Annotated in this window: 22 protein-coding genes and 5 tRNA genes; 7 read left to right on the top strand and 20 right to left on the bottom strand. The window is 69.9% G+C overall.

Features of this window, described 5'->3' with window-relative positions; genetic code table 11:
- Window positions 1-73 precede the first annotated feature (73 nt).
- On the bottom strand, window positions 74-259 hold the full coding sequence (gene rpmB, locus ACH4SP_RS33285) for a 50S ribosomal protein L28 (protein WP_015036441.1): 186 nt from the start codon (window positions 257-259) through the stop codon (window positions 74-76).
- A gap of 245 nt (window positions 260-504) precedes the next feature.
- Between rpmB and ACH4SP_RS33280 the strand changes: the two genes are divergently transcribed.
- Complete coding sequence (locus ACH4SP_RS33280) at window positions 505-2145, top strand: DAK2 domain-containing protein (protein WP_398420512.1); 1641 nt, start codon at window positions 505-507, stop codon at window positions 2143-2145.
- A gap of 70 nt (window positions 2146-2215) precedes the next feature.
- Window positions 2216-3439, top strand: a complete 1224-nt coding sequence (locus ACH4SP_RS33275; RefSeq protein ID WP_398420510.1) for an FAD-dependent monooxygenase — start codon at window positions 2216-2218, stop codon at window positions 3437-3439.
- Window positions 3440-3457: 18 nt separating this feature from the next.
- Here ACH4SP_RS33275 and thiD read toward each other — a convergent pair whose 3' ends face one another.
- Together thiD and ACH4SP_RS33265 are read right to left on the bottom strand one after the other, a co-directional pair.
- Window positions 3458-4282: a bifunctional hydroxymethylpyrimidine kinase/phosphomethylpyrimidine kinase gene (gene thiD / locus ACH4SP_RS33270; protein ID WP_398420508.1), complete on the bottom strand. Its 825-nt coding sequence runs from the start codon at window positions 4280-4282 to the stop codon at window positions 3458-3460.
- 45 nt (window positions 4283-4327) lie between these two features.
- Window positions 4328-5293, bottom strand: a complete 966-nt coding sequence (locus ACH4SP_RS33265) for a thiamine-phosphate kinase (protein WP_398420506.1) — start codon at window positions 5291-5293, stop codon at window positions 4328-4330.
- Between the two features lie 242 nt (window positions 5294-5535).
- Between ACH4SP_RS33265 and ACH4SP_RS33260 the strand changes: the two genes are divergently transcribed.
- Both ACH4SP_RS33260 and ACH4SP_RS33255 read left to right on the top strand, forming a co-directional pair.
- The gene (locus tag ACH4SP_RS33260) at window positions 5536-5769 is read left to right on the top strand and encodes an Lrp/AsnC ligand binding domain-containing protein (protein WP_398420504.1); all 234 of its coding nucleotides are present in this window, start codon (window positions 5536-5538) and stop codon (window positions 5767-5769) included.
- Between the two features lie 20 nt (window positions 5770-5789).
- Window positions 5790-6302: a DUF3515 domain-containing protein gene (locus ACH4SP_RS33255; RefSeq protein ID WP_398420502.1), complete on the top strand. Its 513-nt coding sequence runs from the start codon at window positions 5790-5792 to the stop codon at window positions 6300-6302.
- Here ACH4SP_RS33255 and ACH4SP_RS33250 read toward each other — a convergent pair whose 3' ends face one another.
- The 3 genes from ACH4SP_RS33250 to ACH4SP_RS33240 are packed head-to-tail and all read right to left on the bottom strand — an operon-like array spanning window position 6303 to window position 9318.
- The gene (locus ACH4SP_RS33250; RefSeq protein WP_398420500.1) at window positions 6303-7460 is read right to left on the bottom strand and encodes a D-alanine--D-alanine ligase family protein; all 1158 of its coding nucleotides are present in this window, start codon (window positions 7458-7460) and stop codon (window positions 6303-6305) included. It lies immediately after the preceding gene.
- A gap of 59 nt (window positions 7461-7519) precedes the next feature.
- Window positions 7520-8518: an NAD(P)H-dependent glycerol-3-phosphate dehydrogenase gene (locus ACH4SP_RS33245; protein ID WP_398420498.1), complete on the bottom strand. Its 999-nt coding sequence runs from the start codon at window positions 8516-8518 to the stop codon at window positions 7520-7522.
- The gene (locus tag ACH4SP_RS33240) at window positions 8515-9318 is read right to left on the bottom strand and encodes a lysophospholipid acyltransferase family protein (protein WP_398420496.1); all 804 of its coding nucleotides are present in this window, start codon (window positions 9316-9318) and stop codon (window positions 8515-8517) included. Before ACH4SP_RS33240 ends, ACH4SP_RS33245 begins: the two co-directional genes overlap by 4 nt.
- 188 nt (window positions 9319-9506) lie before the next feature.
- Between ACH4SP_RS33240 and cofC the strand changes: the two genes are divergently transcribed.
- Together cofC and ACH4SP_RS33230 are read left to right on the top strand one after the other, a co-directional pair.
- A complete protein-coding gene (gene cofC / locus ACH4SP_RS33235; RefSeq protein WP_398420494.1) occupies window positions 9507-10226 on the top strand; it encodes a 2-phospho-L-lactate guanylyltransferase in 720 nt (239 codons plus the stop codon).
- Window positions 10227-10478: 252 nt separating this feature from the next.
- Window positions 10479-10682 carry a hypothetical protein gene (locus ACH4SP_RS33230; protein ID WP_398420492.1) on the top strand — a complete coding sequence of 68 codons (204 nt, stop codon included), beginning with the start codon at window positions 10479-10481 and terminating at the stop codon, window positions 10680-10682.
- 208 nt (window positions 10683-10890) lie between these two features.
- Here the strand turns inward: ACH4SP_RS33230 and ACH4SP_RS33225 are convergent, their stop codons facing one another.
- The 4 genes from ACH4SP_RS33225 to leuC form a co-directional block, all read right to left on the bottom strand.
- Entirely contained in the window at window positions 10891-11571 is a 681-nt protein-coding gene (locus ACH4SP_RS33225) for an HU family DNA-binding protein (RefSeq protein WP_398420490.1), read from the bottom strand.
- Window positions 11572-11724: 153 nt separating this feature from the next.
- Window positions 11725-11952 (bottom strand): hypothetical protein, encoded by a 228-nt coding sequence (locus ACH4SP_RS33220; protein WP_398420488.1) that lies wholly within the window; start codon window positions 11950-11952, stop codon window positions 11725-11727.
- A gap of 257 nt (window positions 11953-12209) precedes the next feature.
- Entirely contained in the window at window positions 12210-12803 is a 594-nt protein-coding gene (gene leuD, locus ACH4SP_RS33215) for a 3-isopropylmalate dehydratase small subunit (RefSeq protein ID WP_398420486.1), read from the bottom strand.
- Between the two features lie 5 nt (window positions 12804-12808).
- Window positions 12809-14233: a 3-isopropylmalate dehydratase large subunit gene (leuC, locus tag ACH4SP_RS33210; protein ID WP_398420484.1), complete on the bottom strand. Its 1425-nt coding sequence runs from the start codon at window positions 14231-14233 to the stop codon at window positions 12809-12811.
- A 174-nt stretch (window positions 14234-14407) separates the two neighbouring features.
- Between leuC and ndgR the strand changes: the two genes are divergently transcribed.
- The gene (gene ndgR, locus ACH4SP_RS33205) at window positions 14408-15130 is read left to right on the top strand and encodes an IclR family transcriptional regulator NdgR (RefSeq protein ID WP_398420482.1); all 723 of its coding nucleotides are present in this window, start codon (window positions 14408-14410) and stop codon (window positions 15128-15130) included.
- Window positions 15131-15209: 79 nt separating this feature from the next.
- Here ndgR and ACH4SP_RS33200 read toward each other — a convergent pair whose 3' ends face one another.
- From ACH4SP_RS33200 to ACH4SP_RS33155, 10 genes are all read right to left on the bottom strand, one after another.
- Complete coding sequence (locus ACH4SP_RS33200) at window positions 15210-15548, bottom strand: STAS domain-containing protein (protein ID WP_398420480.1); 339 nt, start codon at window positions 15546-15548, stop codon at window positions 15210-15212.
- A 164-nt stretch (window positions 15549-15712) separates the two neighbouring features.
- Window positions 15713-15785: transfer RNA gene (locus ACH4SP_RS33195), tRNA-Glu, on the bottom strand.
- Window positions 15786-15837: 52 nt separating this feature from the next.
- A tRNA-Gln gene (locus ACH4SP_RS33190) sits at window positions 15838-15909 on the bottom strand.
- 36 nt (window positions 15910-15945) lie between these two features.
- A tRNA-Glu gene (locus tag ACH4SP_RS33185) sits at window positions 15946-16018 on the bottom strand.
- Between the two features lie 63 nt (window positions 16019-16081).
- Window positions 16082-16154, bottom strand: a tRNA-Glu gene (locus ACH4SP_RS33180).
- A 52-nt stretch (window positions 16155-16206) separates the two neighbouring features.
- Window positions 16207-16278 (bottom strand) — tRNA-Gln (locus ACH4SP_RS33175).
- Between the two features lie 90 nt (window positions 16279-16368).
- On the bottom strand, window positions 16369-17088 hold the full coding sequence (locus tag ACH4SP_RS33170; protein ID WP_398420478.1) for an HAD family hydrolase: 720 nt from the start codon (window positions 17086-17088) through the stop codon (window positions 16369-16371).
- Between the two features lie 123 nt (window positions 17089-17211).
- Window positions 17212-18720, bottom strand: coding sequence for a glutamate--tRNA ligase (gene gltX, locus ACH4SP_RS33165; protein WP_398420476.1), 1509 nt, complete (start codon window positions 18718-18720; stop codon window positions 17212-17214).
- Window positions 18713-19489, bottom strand: coding sequence for a fumarylacetoacetate hydrolase family protein (locus tag ACH4SP_RS33160; RefSeq protein ID WP_398420474.1), 777 nt, complete (start codon window positions 19487-19489; stop codon window positions 18713-18715). The genes gltX and ACH4SP_RS33160 overlap by 8 nt, the downstream gene beginning before the upstream one ends.
- A 108-nt stretch (window positions 19490-19597) precedes the next feature.
- Complete coding sequence (locus ACH4SP_RS33155; RefSeq protein ID WP_398420472.1) at window positions 19598-19819, bottom strand: hypothetical protein; 222 nt, start codon at window positions 19817-19819, stop codon at window positions 19598-19600.
- Between the last annotated feature and the right edge of the window lie 268 nt (window positions 19820-20087).

The following is a 20087-nucleotide window of genomic DNA, read 5'->3' as shown; positions in this document are numbered from 1 at the left end:
AGAAAAGAACCGGCCCACCCGAGGGTGGACCGGTTCCTTAAGCAACCAGCTAGGTGGCCGCGCTATCTAGACGTCAGCGCGAGACCTTGCCGGCCTTGATGCACGAGGTGCAGACGTTAAGCCGCTTCGGCGTCCGACCGACCACTGCACGCACGCGCTGGATGTTGGGGTTCCAACGACGCGGGGTACGGCGGTGCGAGTGCGAAATGTTGTTGCCGAAGCCCGGCCCCTTGCCGCAGACGTCGCAGTTGGCAGCCACGGTCACTCCAAAGACTTCAGATGCACTTACAGTGAATTCCGGCAGGCCGAAGGATCCGAGGATCCTGTGGCGCAGCCGGGGGAATGTCCCGATTTTCATCGGGCAACCGGAGCAGCATACAACGACTGCTCTCGTACAACGAAACTACCACGGCTCCCGGGACCCCCGCCCCGGCCCCTTCCCTCTGCGGCCCACCGCCGGAAGCTAGTCTGCGAACGTTCCCGCTGCTCAAGGAGGAGGCCCAGGTGCCGCAGTCCCCCGACGACCTCGACGCCGTCGCGGTACGCACCTGGTGCTCGCTGGCGCTGCACGCACTGGGTGCGGAGCGCGAGGAGATCGACGCGATCAACGTCTATCCGGTCGCGGACGGGGACACCGGGACCAACCTCTATCTGACGATGGAGTCGGCCGCCCAGGCCGTGGAGGCGGTCTTCGCCGCCCACGAGACGGTCTCCGGCCCTTCCGTGTCCGCCCCGCTGCTGTCCGATGCCGTACGGGCGATGGCGCACGGCGCGCTGATAGGCGCCCGCGGGAACTCCGGGACGATCCTCTCCCAGCTGCTGCGCGGGATGTCCGAGGAGCTGGCCCGCGGGGAGAGCGCCGACGGCGCGGACCTGCGGCGGGCGCTGCGGCGGGCGGCGTCGTCCGCGTACGAGGCGGTGGCGCACCCCGTGGAGGGCACCGTGCTGACGGTGGCCACTGCGGCGGCGGACGCGGGTGCGGCGGCCGACGAGGCCGACGGGGCGGCCCACGTCGCACGTGCCGCGTACGAGGGGGCGCGGGCCGCCCTCGCGCGGACCACCGGACAGCTGGCGGTGCTGGACCGTGCCGGGGTCGTCGACGCGGGCGGCCGGGGCCTGGTGACCGTGCTCGGGGCGCTGGTCGAGGCGCTGACCGGGGAGGCCGTGGCCGTACGTCCGCAGGCGCCGCCCGGCGTGCTCGTCGGCGACGACTGCTCCGCCGACCACGCGGACGAGGGCGGCCCGGCCTTCGAGGTGATCTACCTCCTGGAGGCGGACGACGCTGCGGTCGACCGGCTGCGGTCCCGGCTCGACGGGCTCGGCGACTCCCTGGTCGTCGTCGGCGGCGACGGCCTGTGGAACGTCCATGTGCACGTCGACGACGCGGGTGCGGCCGTGGAGGCGGGAGTGGAAGCGGGACGTCCGTACCGCATCCGGATCACGCACTTCGGTGCGGACCGGGTCGCCCCGCCGCGTGAGCGCGCCCAGCGGGCCGTGGTCGCGGTCGTACCGGGCGAGGGGCTGCTGGAGCTGTGCACGGAGGCCGGGGCGACGACCGTGCTGGCGCGGCCCGGGGAGCCGCCGGCCAGTGGCGAACTGGTCGACGCGATCCGGCGGGCGCACGCGCGCGAGGTCGTGCTCCTGCCGAACGACGCGGACCTGCGGCACACGGCTGCGGCCGCCGCCCAGCAGGTGCGTACGGAGGGCGTGCGGGTCGCCCTGATCCCGACGCGGGCGGCGGTCCAGGGCATCGCGGCCCTCGCCGTGCACGAGCCCGACCGTCGCTTCGACGAGGACGTGGTCGCGATGACGTCGGCGGCGGGCGCCACCCGTTACGCCGAACTGGCGGTCGCGGAGCGGCAGTCGTGGACGACGGCGGGGGTCTGCCAGGCGGGCGACATCCTCGGGCTGATCGACGGCGACGTCGCCGTCATCGGGACGGACGTCGCGGCGACGGCGCGGACGGTGCTGGACCGGATGCTGTCGGCGGGCGGCGAGCTGGTCACGCTCGTGCTCGGCGACGAGGTCCCGGACGGGCTGGCGGATGCGCTCGAATCCCATGTGCGGGGACGGCACTTGGCGGTGGACACGGTGACGTACCGGGGTGGGCGGCAGGCGGCGCCGCTGCTGATCGGGATCGAGTAGGGGCGCTCCCGTCAGCGGCGGTCAGTCCTCGGTCAGCTCTCGGTAAGCCTCCCTGTCCAAGCTGCGCGGCATGACGAAGCCGCAGAACACCAGCCTCTCCCACCTCCACCTCCTCATCTCCGGCGCCAGCATCGCCGGTCCCGCTCTCGCCCTCCAGCTCGCCCGTCGCGGGGCCCGGGTCACCGTCGTCGAGAAGGCGCCCGCCCTCCGGCCCGGTGGCTTCGCCGTCGACTTCCGGGGTCACGTACACCGCAAGGTCCTTCAGGACATGGGGATCTGGGACGAGGTGCACGCCCACCAGACGCACATGGGGGTGCAGACCGTCGTCGACGCCGACGGCACTCCCCGCGTCGATCTGCCCGCCGCCATGATGAGCGGCGACGTCGAGATCCCGCGCGGCGATCTCGCCCGGATCATGTACCAGCGCACCAAGGACCTGGCCAACGTCGAGTACGTCTTCGGCGACTCGGTCGCCACCCTCCACGAGACCGCGACCGGCGTCGACGTCACCTTCGAGAAGGCGGCCCCCCGCACCTTCGACCTCGTCGTCGGCGCCGACGGCCTGCACTCCCGCACCCGCGCCCTCGCCTTCGGCGACGAGTCCCAGTACCTGCGGTACCTGGGGTACTACGTCGCCGCCTTCGACGTGCCCAACCACCTCGGGCTCAACCGCACCGCGCGCCTCTACAGCGACCCCGGCCGCATGGTGAGCATGGGGAACGCGGACGGCGTACCGTCCCACGCGGGGGCCTCCTTCGTGTTCTCCTCCGCCGAGCGGCTGGACTTCGACCGGCGCGACCTCGCCCAGCAGCAGAAGATCCTCGCCGAGCGGTTCGCCGACATGGGCTGGGAGGCCCCGAAGGCGCTGGAGGCCCTCGCCGCCCTCGAATCCGTCGACGAGCTGTACTTCGACGCCATCGCCCAGATCCACATCGACCGGCTCTCCACCGGCCGCGTCGTCCTGATCGGCGACGCGGGATACGGGGCCACGATGGGCGGCATGGGCACCGGGGCCGCGATCGTCGCCGCGTACGTACTGGCCGGCGAGCTGGCCGCAGCACGCGGCGACCACCGCACCGCCTTCGCCGCGTACGAGGCCGGGATCCGGGACTTCGCGAAGGGCTGCCAGAAGATCGCGGGCAACGCGGGCCCGTTCCTGGCCCCGCCGTCCGAGCGGAAGCTCCGGCAGCGCGACCGTACGTACCGGATCCTCGGCTCCCGCCCGCTGGCCCGCTTCTTCAAGAAGCTGACCGAGAAGGCGGCGACGGACATCGTGCTGCGCGACTACCCCTAGGGCACCGGGCGCGACGGGCTACTCCGGCGAGTTGCGCAGCCGCCAGCCGTGGTCGACCGGGCCGATCCCGGCGCCCAGCGGGAAGCCCGCCGCGATCGCCTCCGTCACGTACTCCTTGGCCGCCCGCGCCGCCTGCGGCACGTCGAGCCCCTTCGCGAGGCCGGAGGCGATCGCGGAGGCGAGGGTGCAACCGGTGCCGTGCGTATGGCGGTTGTCGTAGCGGGTGGAGCGCAGCCAGTGCTCCTCGGTGCCGTCGGTCAGCAAGTCGACTGCGTCGCCCGGGAGATGACCGCCCTTGACCAGTACCCAGCGCGGCCCGCAGGCGAGGAGCGCGTCGGCGGCGCGGCGCAGGTCATCCTCCGACTCGACGCGTACACCGGTGAGTTGGGCCACCTCGTCGAGGTTCGGGGTCGCCACGGTCGCCGTCGGCAGCAGGCTCTTGCGCACGGACTCCAGCGCCGAGTGGGCGAGCAGCGAGTCACCGTGCTTGGAGACACCCACCGGGTCGACCACCACGGGGGCGTCGGTGGCGGCCAGCAGTTCCGCGACCTCCTCGACGAGCTCGGCCGATGAGAGCATGCCGGTCTTCACGGCCTGTACGCCGATGTCGTCGACGACGCTGCGGTACTGGGCCCGTACCGCCTCGACCGGAAGGTCCCAAACCCCTTGCACACCAAGGGAGTTCTGGGCGGTGACAGCGGTGAGCACGCTCATTCCGTGCACGCCCAGCGCCAGCATCGTCTTCAGGTCGGCCTGGATGCCCGCACCGCCGCCGGAGTCCGATCCGGCGACGGTGAGCACGCAGGGGAGCACGCCGTGACGGGCGGCAGGAGTTATTCGCATACCTGCGAATGTAACGCGGCCGCCGTCACGGTCACCGCCGCGGGCTCAGCCCTCGATGTCGCCGAAGTGGTCCCAGCCGCCCTTGCTCGTCCACGGCGCCCCGTCGACCGTCACCTGCGGCAGCGCGGACGGGTTGAGCACCTCGCCGATGACCTTCCAGCGGGCCGGGAGCTTCACGTCCGGCGGGAAGGTCGCCACGATCGCGTGGTCCTCTCCCCCGGTCAGCACCCACTGCAGCGGGTCGACGCCGACCGCCTGCCCGATGTCCGACATCTGGGTGGGGATGTCGATGAGGCCCGAGCGCAGGTCGATGCGGACCTTGCTGGCCTCCGCGATGTGCCCGAGGTCGGCGACCAGGCCGTCACTGACGTCGGTCATCGCGGTCGCGCCGAGCCCGGCCGCCGCGGGACCCGCGTGGTACGGCGGCTCCGGCCTGCGGTGCGCCTCGACGAAGGCCCGCGGCGAGCGGAAGCCGCGCGAGAGCACCGCGTGCCCGGCAGCCGACCAGCCCAGCCAGCCGGTCACCGCCACCACGTCGCCGGGCTGGGCGCCCGAGCGCAGCACGGGGTCGTGGTTGCGCAGGTCGCCGAGCGCGGTGATCGCGACGGTGATGGTGTCGCCCCGTACGACGTCCCCGCCGACCACGGCGGCGCCCGCCACCTGGCACTCGTCGCGCAGTCCGTCCATCAGCTCGGTCGGCCAGGTGGCCGGGAGTTCGGCGGGCACGACCAGGCCGAGCAGCAGCGCCGTCGGCACCGCGCCCATGGCGGCGATGTCGGCGAGGTTCTGCGCGGCGGCCTTGCGGCCCACGTCGTACGCCGTCGACCAGTCGCGGCGGAAGTGCCGCCCCTCCAGGAGGATGTCCGTACTGGCGACGACCCGCCGGTCCGGTGCGGCCACGACCGCCGCGTCGTCCCCGGGCCCGAGCCGTACGGCCGGGGTGGAGGTGAGTCTGGAGGTCAGCTCCCGGATGAGGCCGAACTCCCCCAGTTCGCCCACGGTGCCCTTCATCAATGTGCCCCTTCTGCCCCAGTGCGCTTGCGGTCGCGAGCCGACCCTGCTGTAGGTACCGTCAACATGTACGTCAACTTCTGTTGGCCGTACGTCATGTCGTATGCCGTGACGCGCCTCTTGCGCCTCTTGTCCACGGGCGTCACCGGCCGCGCAAGTCTCCCCACCGCCCGCGGCGACGCGATACGGTGGCGTCTCTTTCCCCCACCCCACATGATCCTCGTGGCCGCTTTGGAGGTTCCGTGGTACAGGCGTACATCCTCATCCAGACCGAGGTCGGCAAGGCGTCCACCGTCGCCGAGCTGATCGGTCAGATAGCGGGAGTCATCCAGGCCGAGGACGTCACCGGACCCTACGACGTCATCGTGCGGGCCCAGGCCGACACCGTGGACGAACTCGGCCGCATGGTGGTCGCCAAGATCCAGCAGGTGGACGGCATCACGCGCACGCTGACCTGCCCGGTCGTCCACCTGTAACCCCCGTCTACCCTGGCCCGGTGACTTCTTCGAACCACCGGCCTTCGAACCACCGGCTCCGCCGCACATCGGCCGCCGCAGCGATCCTGCTGTCGGCGGCCGTCGCCTGTTCTCCCACCGACGGTTCAGCGGCCGTGACGGTTCCCTCTCCGTCCGCCGAGGTCGCGGGGTACTGCAAGGCGTTCCACAAGGAACTTCCGGAGAAGGTCATCGAGGACGTCGAACGCCGCGAGGCGTCGCCCGATTCCCCGTACACCGCGGCCTGGGGCGACCCGGCGATCGTACTGCGCTGCGGGATCGACCGGCCCGCCGAGGTGGGCGATCCGAACTCCCACGGCGTGGAGGTCAACGGCGTCGGCTGGGTGGTCGACGACCGGGGCGAGGACGGGCTCCGCTTCATCACCATGTACCGCGAGGCGTACGTGGAACTCGTGGTCCCCGCGTCCTACCACGCGGACGCGGGGATCCTGGTCGAGTTCGCGAAGCCGGTCGCCAGGACGATCCCCAAGTCCCTGGACGACCCGAAGTTCTGACTAGCGCAGCCCCGTCGGCCGCCGCAGCGCCGCCGTGATCAGCCGGTCCACCAGCTCCGGGTAGCTCACGCCGCTCTCCTGCCACATCCGCGGGTACATCGAGATCGGGGTGAAGCCCGGCATCGTGTTGATCTCGTTGATCACGAACTCGCCGTTGTCCTGGAGGAAGAAGTCCGCCCGGACCAGGCCCTCGCAGGCCGCCGCGTCGAAGGCCGCGACCGCGAGCCGCTGCAGCTCGGCGGTCTGCTCGTCGGTCAGCGGCGCGGGGACGATCCCGGCCGCCGAGTCGATGTACTTGGCCTCGAAGTCGTAGAAGTCGTGGGCGGAGACCGGCGGGATCTCGGCGGGCACGCTCGCGCGCGGCCCGTCCTCGAACTCCAGCACCCCGCACTCGATCTCGCGCCCGGTGAGCAGCGACTCGACGAGCACCTTCGGGTCGTGCCGCCGGGCCTCCTCGATCGCCTCGTCGAGCCCCGACAGGTCGCCCACCTTGGTGATGCCCATCGAGGAGCCGCCGCGGGCGGGCTTCACGAAGAGCGGCCAGCCGTGCTCGCCCGCGAAGTCCACGATCTTCCTGCGGGCGGCCGCGGGGTCGTTGTCCCACTCCCGGGGGCGGATGACCTCGTACGGTCCGACCGGCAGGCCGAAGGAGGTGAAGACGCGCTTCATGTACTCCTTGTCCTGGCCGACGGCCGAGGAGAGCACGCCCGAGCCGACGTACGGGACGCCGGAGAGCTCCAGGAGGCCCTGGAGGGTGCCGTCCTCCCCGTACGGGCCGTGCAGCATCGGGAAGACGACGTCGACCTCGCCCAGCGCCTTGGGCACGGAGCCCGGCTCGCTGTAGACGACCTCGCGGTTGGCGGGATCGACGGACAGGACCACGGCGCCCTCGGTCGATTCCGCGAGCTGCTCCATGCTGGGCACCTTGCGGTCGGCGATCGCCATCCGGTCGGGTGCGTCGGCGGTCAGCACCCAACGCCCGTCCGTGGTGATGCCGATCGGCAGCACGTCGTACTTCTCACGGTCGATGGCCTGCATGATGGCGCCGGCGGTGACGATCGAAATGCCGTGTTCGGAGCTACGACCGCCGAAGACGACGGCCACGCGCGGCTTCCGCGGCTCCTGGTCAGGGCTCTGGGGGAGGTTCTCGCTGCTCATATCGGCTTGAGGGTACCCGAGATGCCCCAAGGCACCCCAGGCAACCGAGCCGCCGGAATTCAGCGTTCCGGCTTGGCGCTGCGCGACATCAGCTCCTTCACCGCGACCAGCGGCGGCTTGCCCTCGTGGACGATGCTCACCACCGTCTCGGTGATCGGCATCTCGACACCGTGCCGCTGTGCCAGATCCAGTACGGACTCGCAGGACTTGACGCCCTCGGCGGTCTGCTTGGTGGCGGCGACGGCCTCCTGGAGGGTCATGCCGCGGCCCAGGTTCATGCCGAAGGTGTTGTTGCGCGACAGCGGCGACGAGCAGGTGGCGACCAGGTCGCCCATGCCCGCGAGACCGGCGAAGGTGTGCGCGTCGGCACCCATCGCGAGGCCGAGCCGGGTGGTCTCGGCGAGGCCGCGCGTGATGAGCGAGGCCTTGGTGTTGTCGCCGAGGCCCATGCCGTTGGCGATGCCGACGGCCAGCGCGATGACGTTCTTGACGGCGCCGCCCAGCTCCACACCGACCACGTCGGTCGTCGTGTACGGGCGGAAGTACGGGGTGTGGCACGCGGCCTGGAACCGTACGGCCGCCTCCTCGTCGGGGCAGGCGACCACGGCGGCGGCGGGATGCCTGGCGGCGATCTCCTTCGAGAGGTTCGGTCCGCTGAGTACGGCGACCCGCTCGTCCGGCACCTTCGCGACCTCGGCGATCACCTCGCTCATCCGCTTCGCGGTGCCGAGCTCGACGCCCTTCATCAGGGAGACGAGGACCGAGTCGGCGGGCAGGAGGTCCTTCCAGCCGCTCAGGTTCTCGCGCAGCGTCTGCGAGGGCACGCACAGAACGACGAAGTCCGCACCCGCGGCCGCCCGTGCCGCGTCGGCGGTGGCCGTGATGCCCGCGGGGAGTTCGACGCCCGGCAGGTATTCGGGGTTCGTACGCGTGGAATTGATGACGTCCGCGCGGGAGGCGTTGCGGCCCCACAGGGCCACCTCGCAGCCCGCGTCGGCGAGCACCATGCCGAAGGCGGTCCCCCAGGAGCCATTGCCGAAGACGGCGACCCGTGTCACTTCTCGTTCTCCCCAGTCGTCGCCCGCGGCTCGTTCGCCTGCGTCTGATCCGCCTTCTTGGCGGCCGCGGCCCTGCGCCGCTGCTCGGCCCGCGCCTTGCGGTGGTCGTACACCTCGGCGGGCACCGGCTCCTGCCGCACCTCCGCGAGGAGTTCGGTGATGGCGGCCATGATGACCTCGGTCGCCTCGCGCAGCACGTCGGGCGTGGGGTCCTTGTCGTAGAACCGCTCCAGGTCGACGGGAGGTCCGGCCTGCACCTGGAGGGTCTTGCGCGGGAAGAAGTGGGTCTTCTTGCCCTTCGCGTACGGCGGCATGGCGAGGTTCGCACCCCACTGGGCGACCGGGATCACCGGCACCTTGGTCTCCAGCGCGACCCGCGCCGCACCCGTCTTGCCGGCCATCGGCCACATGTCGGGGTCGCGGGTGAGGGTGCCCTCCGGGTAGAAAGCGACGCACTCGCCGCGCTCGATGGCGTTGATGGCGGCGCGGAAGGCGGCCATCGCGTCGGTGGTCTCGCGGTAGACCGGGATCTGGCCCGTACCACGCAGCATCATGCCGACGAACGGCGTCTTGAAGAGCCCTGCCTTGGCGAGGAAGCGCGGCACCCGGCCGGTGTTGTACTGCCAGTGCGCGTACGACAGCGGATCCACGTACGAGTTGTGGTTCACGGCGGTGATGAACCCGCCGTCCGCCGGAATGTGCTCCATTCCGCGCCAGTCCCGCTTGAACAGAACAAGCAGCGGGGGTTTGGCGATGACCGCGGCCATGCGGTACCAGAAGCCGATTCTGCGGCGGGACACTCGGGACACCTTCCTCTAGGACCCTGGCCACTGCACCCCGTGTGCACCTGTGCGCCCTGATCAGGCGGACAAGTGTCGCCCCGGGTCCCTCGTCTGTCGAGAACACCGTACGCCCCGGCCCGGGGACCGGGCCTCTCGGTTGTCGGGACCTCGGGCGACAATGGGCCGGTTCCCCTCCCGATCACGTGATGAAGACGCACCGGCCGCGCCCGGACGGAGGCCCGCAACTGAACCCGCCCCGGACCCCCTCGTGGTCCCTGGTCGTCCCGCTGAAGCCCTTGGCACGGGCGAAAAGCAGGCTCGCCGCCGCCGTTCCCGGCGCACTCCGGCCGCCTCTCGCCCTGGCGTTCGCACAGGACACCGTCTCCGCCGCGCTGGCCTGCGCGGCGGTACGGGATGTGGTGGTCGTCACGGACGACGCCGCGGCAGGCGTCGCACTGGCCGAGTTGGGGGCGCGCATCGTCCCCGACGCTCCGGCGGCGGGCCTCAACGCGGCGCTGGCGTACGGCGCACAGTCGGTGCGGGCGGCCGGACCTGGCACGGCGGTGGCCGCCCTGAACGCCGATCTGCCCGCGCTGCGCCCCGCGGAATTGCAGCGGGTGCTCGACCGGGCGACAGAATTTCCGCGTGCATTTCTGACCGATGCGGCAGGAATCGGAACTACATTCCTTTCCGCTGCGCCAGAAGTGGAATTGAGGCCCTCGTTCGGGGGACCTTCCCGTAGGCAGCACATCCTTTCCGGCGCCGAGGAGCTGCTGCTGGAATTGGTGGATTCCGTGCGGCAGGACGTCGATACCGGGGACGACCTGCACACCGCGTTCGCCCTGGGGACCGGCCCGCACACGGCGGCCCTGCGCGCCGCCCTGCCCGCCGGCTTCGCCGATTCCGTACGCCAGCCACAGCTGTAGGGCCTGTCCGGCGGATCAGGCCGCACGGCAAGTGGCTTGCCTTTTCAGTGCGGCTGAGCGGGACATGGTGCGTGCAGATGCAAGGCGGAGGATTGAGGCGACGCGGAGCGTGTGGGGTCTCCCCTGCTCGAACGAAGTTGAGAGCTTGGGGAAGATTGACGACAACGCGGCAGATGTGCGTGCCATGGCACGCGACCGCGGCCTGAGCCGCCGGACAGGCCCTGAGGCCTGTCCGGCGGATACGCTGCCGCCATGCAGGCGACCGCGTACACGTACGACTCCGAGACCCGCAGCGGCAGTGTGCTGCTCGACGACGGCACCCCGGTGCCCTTCGACGCGGCGGCCTTCGACGCGGGCGGGCTGCGGCTGCTGCGCGCGGGGCAGCGCGTACGGATCGAGACGGCCGACGGGGGCACGGACGCCCGGATCACCCTGGTGACGCTCCAGACGTTCTGAGTGGGGCCCCTGGGGCCTCTGGAGCTCCTGTTGGCTCCTGTTGCTCCTGCGGTCCCTGCAAGCGCCTGTGGTCCCTGTAGGCGCCTGTGGCGCCCTCTTGGCGCCAGTACCGCCGCACGCACCACCACGAAGCACCACAGGAACGCACCGCGGGCCGGGCTCCCCGGAGGGAGCCCGGCCCGGCGTGTGAGTACCGCGCTGCCGTGAACTACTTCTTCTTGGCGGTGGTCTTCTTCGCGGTGGTCTTGCGCGCCGTGGTCTTCTTCGCGGGCGCCTTCTTGGCGGTGGCCTTCTTCGCCGGAGCGGTCTTCTTGGCCACGGCCTTCTTGGCGGTGGTGGCGGCCTTCTTGGCCGGAGCGGCCTTCTTCGCCGTGGCGGTCGCCTTCTTGGCGGTCGCGGTGGCCTTCTTGGCCGTGGTCTTCTTCGCCGTCGCCGTGGTCTTCTTGGCGGCCGTCGCGGTCGTCTTCTTCGCGGCGGTGGCCTTCTTGGTGGCGGTCGCCTTCTTGGCGGTGGCCTTCTTGGCCGCGGCCTTGGCGGTCGTACGGGTGGAAGAACCGCCCGACAGGCTGCCCTTGGGCGCCTTCTTCACGGCGACGTCGTTCTTCGGGAGCTTCTTCGAGCCGGCCACCAGGTCCTTGAAGCCCTGACCCGCGCGGAAGCGCGGCACCGAGGTCTTCTTGACCCGAACACGCTCACCCGTCTGCGGGTTGCGGGCGTAGCGGGCCGGACGGTCGACCTTCTCGAACGAGCCGAAACCGGTGACCGAAACGCGGTCACCTGCGACGACGGCGCGGACGATCGCGTCCAGGACGGCGTCCACGGCGTCAGCGGCCTGCTGACGGCCGCCGACCTTGTCGGCAATCGCTTCTACGAGCTGGGCCTTGTTCACGTCTTCCCCTTCGGAGACATTGCCGGAACGAAATGTCCAGGCTTTTTCGCACGTTAGGCAGATATATACCGCAAATCAAACACGAAACGGGCTAATCACCCTAGTGCCGCAACGAAGTAGGCCTTGCGGGAGTCCTTGTGGAGTTCCATAGACCTAGTTGCCTTCGGGGAATCGGCCCTCGTCGAGGTCCTTCATCAACCTGTCGAGGCGCCTAGCCGCAGTCGCGAGATCGTGTTTCGCCGCGGCCGATATGACCAGCAGCTTCCGGGACAGCGCCATCCGTACGCCCTCCGGGACTTGCAGTGCACGCACCCGTGTGTGTGCTTCTTTCAGTTGGTCCGCGACTGCCTCGTGGAGCTTGAGTTGGCTGTCACGTTCCATGCACCGATTGTGCCATCTGGGGCGAGTTGTCGCCTCCGCCGGGGGCAACTAACGGAATTCCAGGCTCCATCAGCCCCTCAAGTCACATCCGCCCCACTGCCCAACTCCCTTACTCACATGCGTAGTTGAGACCCGGAACACAGTTCGGCGCCCCCCGCCACGAATGGCGGGGGGCGCCGAAAGTGAGGCATGGATCTCAGGCCGAACGGGCTACCGGAGCGCCGCGAAAGGGGCCGTCGAAGGGGGGTCGCCGACGATCAGGCGCGGATCGTACTCGGCTTGTGGGCCGGGCGGCTTGATTCGTACGCCGAGATCGCACCCTCGTTCTGCAGGGTGATGCTGATGTCGTCCAGGCCGTTCAGCAGCCGCCAGCGGGCGTTCTCGTCCAACTCGAAGTCGGCGGTGATGCCCTGGGCGCGGACCTGCCGATCCTGGAGATCAACGGTGATTTCGGCGTTCGGGTCGGCCTCCACCAGCTCCCACAGCCGGTCCACGGTCTCCTGCGGCAGTACCACCGTGAGCAGGCCGTTCTTGAGCGAATTGCCCCGGAAGATGTCCGCGAAACGGGAGGACACAACTGTCTTGAAACCGTAGTTCTGGAGGGCCCAGACGGCGTGCTCGCGCGAGGAACCGGTGCCGAAGTCGGGTCCGGCGACCAGGACGGAGGCACCCTTGTGCTCGGGCTTGTTGAGCACGAACTGAGGGTCCTTGCGCCAGGCCTCGAAGAGCCCGTCCTCAAAACCGTCCCTGGTCACCTTCTTGAGCCAGTGAGCAGGGATGATCTGGTCGGTGTCCACGTTGGAGCGGCGCAGGGGCACGGCCCGGCCGGTGTGCGCGGTGAAAGCTTCCATGGTTCTCAGGCCTCCACGAGGGCGGTTGCGTCGGACAGGTCGGCGGGCGAGGCCAGATGGCCCAGGACCGCGGTCGCGGCGGCCACCTGCGGCGATACGAGGTGGGTACGGCCGCCCTTGCCCTGCCTGCCCTCGAAGTTGCGGTTCGAGGTGGAGGCGGAGCGCTCACCGGGGGCGAGCTGGTCCGGGTTCATGCCCAGGCACATCGAGCAGCCCGCGTGCCGCCATTCGGCGCCCGCGGCGGTGAACACCTTGTCCAGGCCCTCGTCCATGGCCTGCAGCGCCACCCGTACGGAACCGGGGACGACCAGCATCCGGACCCCGTCGGCCACCGAACGGCCCTCGACGACGGAGGCGGCGGCCCGCAGGTCCTCGATGCGGCCGTTGGTGCACGAACCCACGAAGACGGTGTCGACCTTGATGTCGCGCAGCGCCTGCCCGGCGGTCAACCCCATGTATTCCAGGGCCTTTTCGGCGGCGTGGCGCTCCGATGCGTCTTCGTACGAAGCAGGGTCGGGGACGTTGGCGGAGAGCGGTGCGCCCTGGCCCGGGTTGGTGCCCCAGGTGACGAACGGGGCCAGCGAGGCGGCGTCGATGAGGACCTCCGCGTCGAAGACCGCGTCGTCGTCCGTCCGCAGCGTCTTCCAGTACGCCACGGCGGCGTCCCAGTCGGCACCCTGGGGCGCGTGGTCGCGGCCCTTGAGGTAGTCGAAGGTGGTGGCGTCGGGGGCGATCATGCCCGCCCTGGCGCCGGCCTCGATCGACATGTTGCAGATGGTCATGCGCGCTTCCATCGACAGCTTCTCGATGGCGGACCCGCGGTATTCGAGGACGTATCCCTGGCCGCCGCCGGTGCCGATCTTCGCGATGATCGCCAGGATCAGGTCCTTGGCGGTGACGGTGTCGGGCAGTTCGCCCTCGACCGTGATGGCCATCGTCTTCGGGCGGGCCATCGGCAGGGTCTGCGTCGCCAGTACGTGCTCCACCTGGGACGTACCGATACCGAAGGCCAGTGCGCCGAACGCGCCGTGCGTGGAGGTGTGCGAGTCGCCGCAGACGACCGTGGTGCCCGGCTGGGTCAGTCCCAGCTGCGGTCCCACCACGTGGACGACGCCCTGCTCGACGTCGCCCAGCGGGTGCAGCCGGACGCCGAACTCGGCGCAGTTCTTGCGCAGCGTCTCCAGCTGGATCCGGGAGACCGGGTCGGCGATGGGCTTGTCGATGTCGAGGGTCGGGGTGTTGTGGTCCTCGGTCGCGATGGTGAGGTCGAGGCGCCGTACCCGGCGGCCGTTCTTCCGCAGCCCGTCGAAGGCCTGCGGGCTGGTGACCTCGTGCAGCAGGTGAAGGTCGATGAAGAGCAGGTCGGGCTCCCCTTCGGCGCGCCGGACGACATGGTCGTCCCAGACCTTCTCCGCGAGTGTCCTACCCATCGCTTTCCCTCCGGCCGGCGGCTTTGCCGGCTCAACTAGAGATGTTCGTTCACCCCGCCCGAACCCCCGTACGGGGCGGTGACCGCGGGCCGTTGTACGGCCGCCGGTACAGCGTGACAAGTTCGTTGGAAAATTGAACTTGCGTTTCACAGAGTGAGACGCGAGTATCGACGCATGGACAACTCTAGCGGCGTCGGCGTTCTCGACAAGGCGGCGCTCGTGCTGAGCGCCCTGGAGTCCGGTCCGGCCACCCTCGCGGGGTTGGTCGCGGCCACCGGACTCGCACGACCCACGGCACACCGGCTGGCCGTGGCACTGGAACACCACCGGCTGGTGGCGAGGGACATGCAGGGCCGTTTCATTCTCGGCCCCCGCCTCTCCGAACTCTCCGCGGCGGCCGGTGAGGACCGCCTGCTGGCCACGGCGGGGCCGGTTCTCACCCACCTCCGCGACGTGACCGGCGAGAGCGCCCAGCTCTACCGCCGCCAGGGCGACATGCGCATCTGCGTCGCCGCTGCGGAACGGCTGTCCGGACTGCGGGACACGGTCCCGGTCGGCTCCACCCTCACCATGAAGGCCGGCTCCTCCGCCCAGATCCTGATGGCCTGGGAGGAGCCGGAGCGCCTGCACCGGGGGCTGCAGGGCGCCCGCTTCACGGCCACCGCGCTGTCCGGCGTACGCCGCCGGGGCTGGGCCCAGTCGATCGGCGAGCGCGAGCCGGGCGTGGCCTCGGTCTCGGCGCCGGTCCGCGGCCCCTCCAACCGCGTGGTCGCCGCCGTCTCGGTCTCCGGGCCGATCGAGCGCCTGACCCGCCACCCGGGCCGGATGCACGCCCAGGCGGTCATCGACGCGGCGGCGCGCCTCTCGGAGTCCCTGCGCCGCTCCGGCGGCAGCTGACCGCCTGCGGCCCCAACCGCCCCTGCCCACAAGGCATTTCCACCGGCCCCGAATGAACTCCCGTGCTGTGCACGGGAGTTCATTCGCCGTACCGGACCCCCAGCCGCAGGCCGGGGGTTTCGTCCCAGCCGACGAGGGTGATCACCTGCTGGAGGTGCGGGGCGAGACCGGCCAGTTCCACCTGTCGGCCCGCGGTGCGCGAACGAGCGAAGTTGATCAGCAGCCGCAGGCCGCCGAGATCGAGGAACTCCAGCCGGGACAGGTCGAGATGGACGTCCGCGTCGGTCCCTTCGACCGCCTGGAGCGCGTCGCGGAGGTGCCGGTGGCTCTGTACGTCGACGACGCCCTCGATCCGCAGGCCGTGCGGGCGGTAGAGGCGGATGACACGAAGTTCCGCGGTGCGTACGAGGGGTTCCACGTCCACGCTCCTCGGGTGGGCGGAGGCGAAGGCACTGCGTCCTTCGCGGTGAGCACGGTCGGACTCTGCCCCCAACTGCTTCACCATACGCCCGGGTTGGCCACGGAGCCGGACATGCGAGAAGGCCCTCCGCATCAGTGATGCGGAGGGCCTTCTTCCATGCGTACCCCCGACCGGATTCGAACCGGCGCTACCGCCTTGAGAGGGCGGCGTGCTAGGCCGCTACACAACGGGGGCCTGCAACATGCAGATTGATCTTCCACTCGCAGAGCAAGGGGATCAACTTGCGCTGGGCTACCAGGACTCGAACCTAGAATGACGGTACCAGAAACCGTAGTGTTGCCAATTACACCATAGCCCATGGTGGTTTCAACCATTTTGAATTGATTGCTACCAGTACCCCCGACCGGATTCGAACCGGCGCTACCGCCTTGAGAGGGCGGCGTGCTAGGCCGCTACACAACGGGGGCCCTAGCGATCCTCGCGTCGATACATCCAGGAGCGACCTGAAGGTGTCGGAAAGAAAGGATCTGTACCCCCGACCGGATTCGAACCGGCGCTACCGCCTTGAGAGGGCGGCGTGCTAGGCCGCTACACAACGGGGGCCCTAGCAGAGCTGCATGTACTTCACTTGCGTGACTTCAACAGCTCTTGCGAGCTGGGCTACCAGGACTCGAACCTAGAATGACGGTACCAGAAACCGTAGTGTTGCCAATTACACCATAGCCCACCAAAACGCAACCCCCTGGTCGGGGGTCTTTGTTCGGCTTGCGCTTCCCGGCCGGACCTTTCGGCCCTCTCGGGCGGCGCAGAAAGAACATTACCCGAAGGTGTCCGGGGCTCCAAAACGGGTATTGCCCCGCAGCAGCTCAGGCACCTGATCGAGTCCGGACACGGAGACCAGATCCGGTCGGCCGCCCTCTCCCGAGCGGTCCAGCCAGATCCCGGTGAGCCCGGCGGCCACGGCGCCCCGTGCGTCGATGTCCGGGTGATCACCTATGTACGCCACCTGGTGCGGCGGCAGCGCGAGGGCGTCACAGGCCGCGTGGAAGGCTGCGGGGGACGGCTTGGACACCCCGAGCTCGGCGGCGCACAGCACGGCCTCGAAGCGGTCGCGCACGCCGAGGACGCGGAGCTTGCGGTCCTGGTTGCGGATGCTGGAGTTCGAGAGGACGGCGTGCCGGTAGCCGTCGGAGAGGGCGTCCAGGACGGGCACGGCGTCGGGGAAGAGCGCCCAGGCGGCCTCGTAGTGCGAGACGTGCCGGGCGAACCAGTCGTCGGCCTCCGCGTCCGGCACGTCCGCACCGAGGAAGTCGCGGATCCGGTCGCGGCGCTGCTCGTCGAAGGTGGACTCGCCCGCGGCGAAGCGCCCCCAGTGCAGCTGTGTGAGCTCCTGCCAACGGGCGAGGGCCTGCCCCACGGTGTCGTACCCGCCGGGCAGGCCATCGGCCGCGAAGTGGTGCGTCATGCCGATGCGGTCGGCGGAGGAGTAGTCGAAGATCGTGTCGTCGATGTCCCACAGGACGGCGCGGATCGGCATGGGGCAAGGCTAGCCGCGGGGCGGGGGTACGGGCGAGGGGCGGCAGCCGGTCCGGCTGCCGCCCCTCGGCGCGTACGTACGGGAATCGCGTGCGTACGGGAAACGCTTACGTACGGGAAACGCTTACGCGGCGAGCTTCGCCAGGGCCGCGTCGATGCGGGTCAGGGTCTTGTCCTTGCCCAGGATTTCGAGGGACTCGAAGAGGGGCAGGCCGACCGTGCGGCCGGTGACGGCGACGCGGACCGGGGCCTGGGCCTTGCCGAGCTTGAGGCCGTGCTCCTCGCCTGCGGCCAGGACCGCGTTCTTGAGGGACTCCGGGTCCGACCAGTCGGCGGCTTCCAGCTTGGCGCGGGCCGTGGTCAGGAGGGCGACCGGGTCGCCCTTCATTCCCTTGGTCCAGGAGGGCCCGTCGAAGACCGGCTCGGGGAGGAACAGGAAGTCGACGTTGGCCGTGATGTCGGAGAGGACCGTGACGCGGGTCTGGGCGTGGGGGGCGATGGCCGCCCAGGCGGACTCGTCGAAGTCCTCCGGGGCCCAGTTGGCGTGCGGGGCCCGCAGCCAGGGCTTGCAGGCGTCCGCGAAGGCCTTGGGGTCCAGCAGGCGGATGTGGTCGGCGTTGATCGATTCGGCCTTCTTGAGGTCGAATCGGGCCGGGTTGGCGTTGACGTCGGCGACGTCGAACTTCTCGATCAGCTCGGGGATCGTGAAGATGTCCTGGTCGGCGGAGAAGGACCAGCCGAGCAGGGAGAGGTAGTTGAGCAGGCCCTCGGGGAGGAAGCCGCGCTCGCGGTAGATGTTGAGCGAGGCCTGCGGGTCGCGCTTGGAGAGCTTCTTGTTGCCCTCGCCCATGACGTACGGCAGGTGGCCGAAGGCCGGGGTGTCCTTGGCGACGCCGAGGGAGATCAGTGCCCGGTAGAGGGCGATCTGGCGCGGGGTGGAGGAGAGCAGGTCCTCGCCGCGCAGGACGTGGGTGATCTCCATCAGGGCGTCGTCGACCGGGTTGACCAGGGTGTACAGCGGCGCGCCGTTGGCGCGGACGATGCCGTAGTCCGGGACGTTCTCGGGCAGGACGGTGATCTCGCCGCGGACCAGGTCCGTGAAGGTGATCGCCTCGTCGGGCATCCGGAAGCGGACGATCGCCGGGCGGCCCTCCGCCTCGTACGCGGCGACCTGCTCGGCGGTGAGCTCGCGGCAGTGTCCGTCGTAGCCGGACGGCTTGCCGGCGGCGCGGGCGGCGTCGCGGCGGGCGTCCAGCTCCTCGGTGGAGCAGTAGCAGTGGTACGCGTGACCGGCGGCCAGGAGCTTCTCGGCGACGTCCTTGTAGAGGTCCATCCGCTGGGACTGGCGGTACGGCGCGTGCGGGCCGACGCCCTCGACGGAGGAGCCGTCGTACGCAGCCGGGCCCTCGTCCCAGTCGAGGCCGAGCCAGCGCATCGAGTCGAGGAGCTGGTGGTAGCTCTCCTCGGAGTCGCGCGCGGCGTCGGTGTCCTCGATGCGGAAGACCATGGTGCCGCCGGTGTGCCGGGCGTAGGCCCAGTTGAAGAGGGCGGTACGGACGAGGCCCACGTGCGGGTTGCCCGTCGGGGAGGGGCAGAACCGTACGCGGACGGGGGCGGAGGGGGTGTTAGCCACGCTTGATCACCTTGTTGGTGAGAGTGCCGATGCCTTCGATGGTGACGGCGACCTCGTCGCCGACGTTCAGGGGTCCGACACCCGCGGGGGTGCCGGTGAGGATGACGTCCCCGGGGAGGAGGGTCATCGCCTCGGAGACGTGCGCGACGAGGTCGGCGACCGAGCGGACCATGTCGCTGGTGCGGCCGAGCTGGCGCTGCTCTCCGTTGACCGTGCACTGGATGGTGAGGTCGGAGGGGTCAAGGTCGGTCTCGACCCAGGGGCCCAGCGGGCAGGAGGTGTCGAAGCCCTTGGCGCGGGCCCACTGCTTCTCGCGCTGCTGCACGTCGCGGGCGGTGACGTCGTTGGCACAGGTGTAGCCGAGGACGACGTCCTTCACGCGCTCGCGGGGGACCTCGCGGCACATCCGGCCGATGACCACGGCCAGTTCGGCCTCGTAGTGCAGCTCGGAGGAGAAGGAGGGGTACGCGATCGAGTCGCCGGGACCGATGACCGAGGTGGACGGCTTGAAGAAGGCGACCGGGACGTCCGGGACCTCGTTGCCGAGCTCCGCCGCGTGCTCCGCGTAGTTGCGGCCGATGGCCACGACCTTGCTGGGGAGGACGGGCGGCAGGAGCCTCACCTTGTCGAGCGGGACCTTGACGCCGGAGAGCTCGAAGTCGGCGTACGGAATGCCCTTGATGATGTCGAGGACGAGGCCGTCAGGGCCCTCGCCCTCGACCGCGCCGAAGGCGACATTGCCGTCGATGGAGAATCTGGCGATGCGCACGGGATGCCTGCGCCCCTTCACTGAGCTGGCTGAAGTCTGATGCTCCAGGCTAACGCGGGTGGGGGTGCGGGCTTCGCCCCGTTTGTTACGAGGGGGGCGCGGGGCCGGTCAGGCGGAGACGGCCTCGGGCAGCTGCTGGGGCTCGGGGGCGACCATCAGGATGGTGCGGCGGGAGTTCGCGGTGACGGTGGGGAGCTCCTGGGCGTACTCCGGGAGGGCCGCCGTGCTGGGGGTCGCGGAGGAGTCCAGGTGGGCGAGCGTGGTGCGCTGCGGGTTGGCCAGGTTGCGGATCGCCGGGGCCGACTTCTTCGCCGTCTTCGTCGTCTTCATATGAGTGCTCGCGCCTTGTCGTGGGGGCGCCGGGCGGGCGCCGGTGGTCGGATTCGCAATCCCTGTAAAGCGCCAGGCTAAACATCCGCTTCCCGGCCAAAGCCGGGAATGTGCAGGGATCTTCGTGTGAGTTTCCTCACGAGTTGTTGGGCAAATGCCGCATTTCAGGCTGTTGATCTTGCGGGCAGAAACGGACATTGCATGCCTGAAGGATTCATTCCGCTCCTGATCGTCTCGACTGGGGCACCCCCCACCCGTAAGCGACTCG

It is taken from the genome of Streptomyces sp. NPDC021093 (assembly GCF_044333135.1).
In the GTDB taxonomy this organism is placed as follows: domain Bacteria; phylum Actinomycetota; class Actinomycetes; order Streptomycetales; family Streptomycetaceae; genus Streptomyces.
The sequence above is the reverse complement of the archived record's forward strand: the minus strand, read 5'-3'. Positions and strand labels throughout refer to the sequence as shown.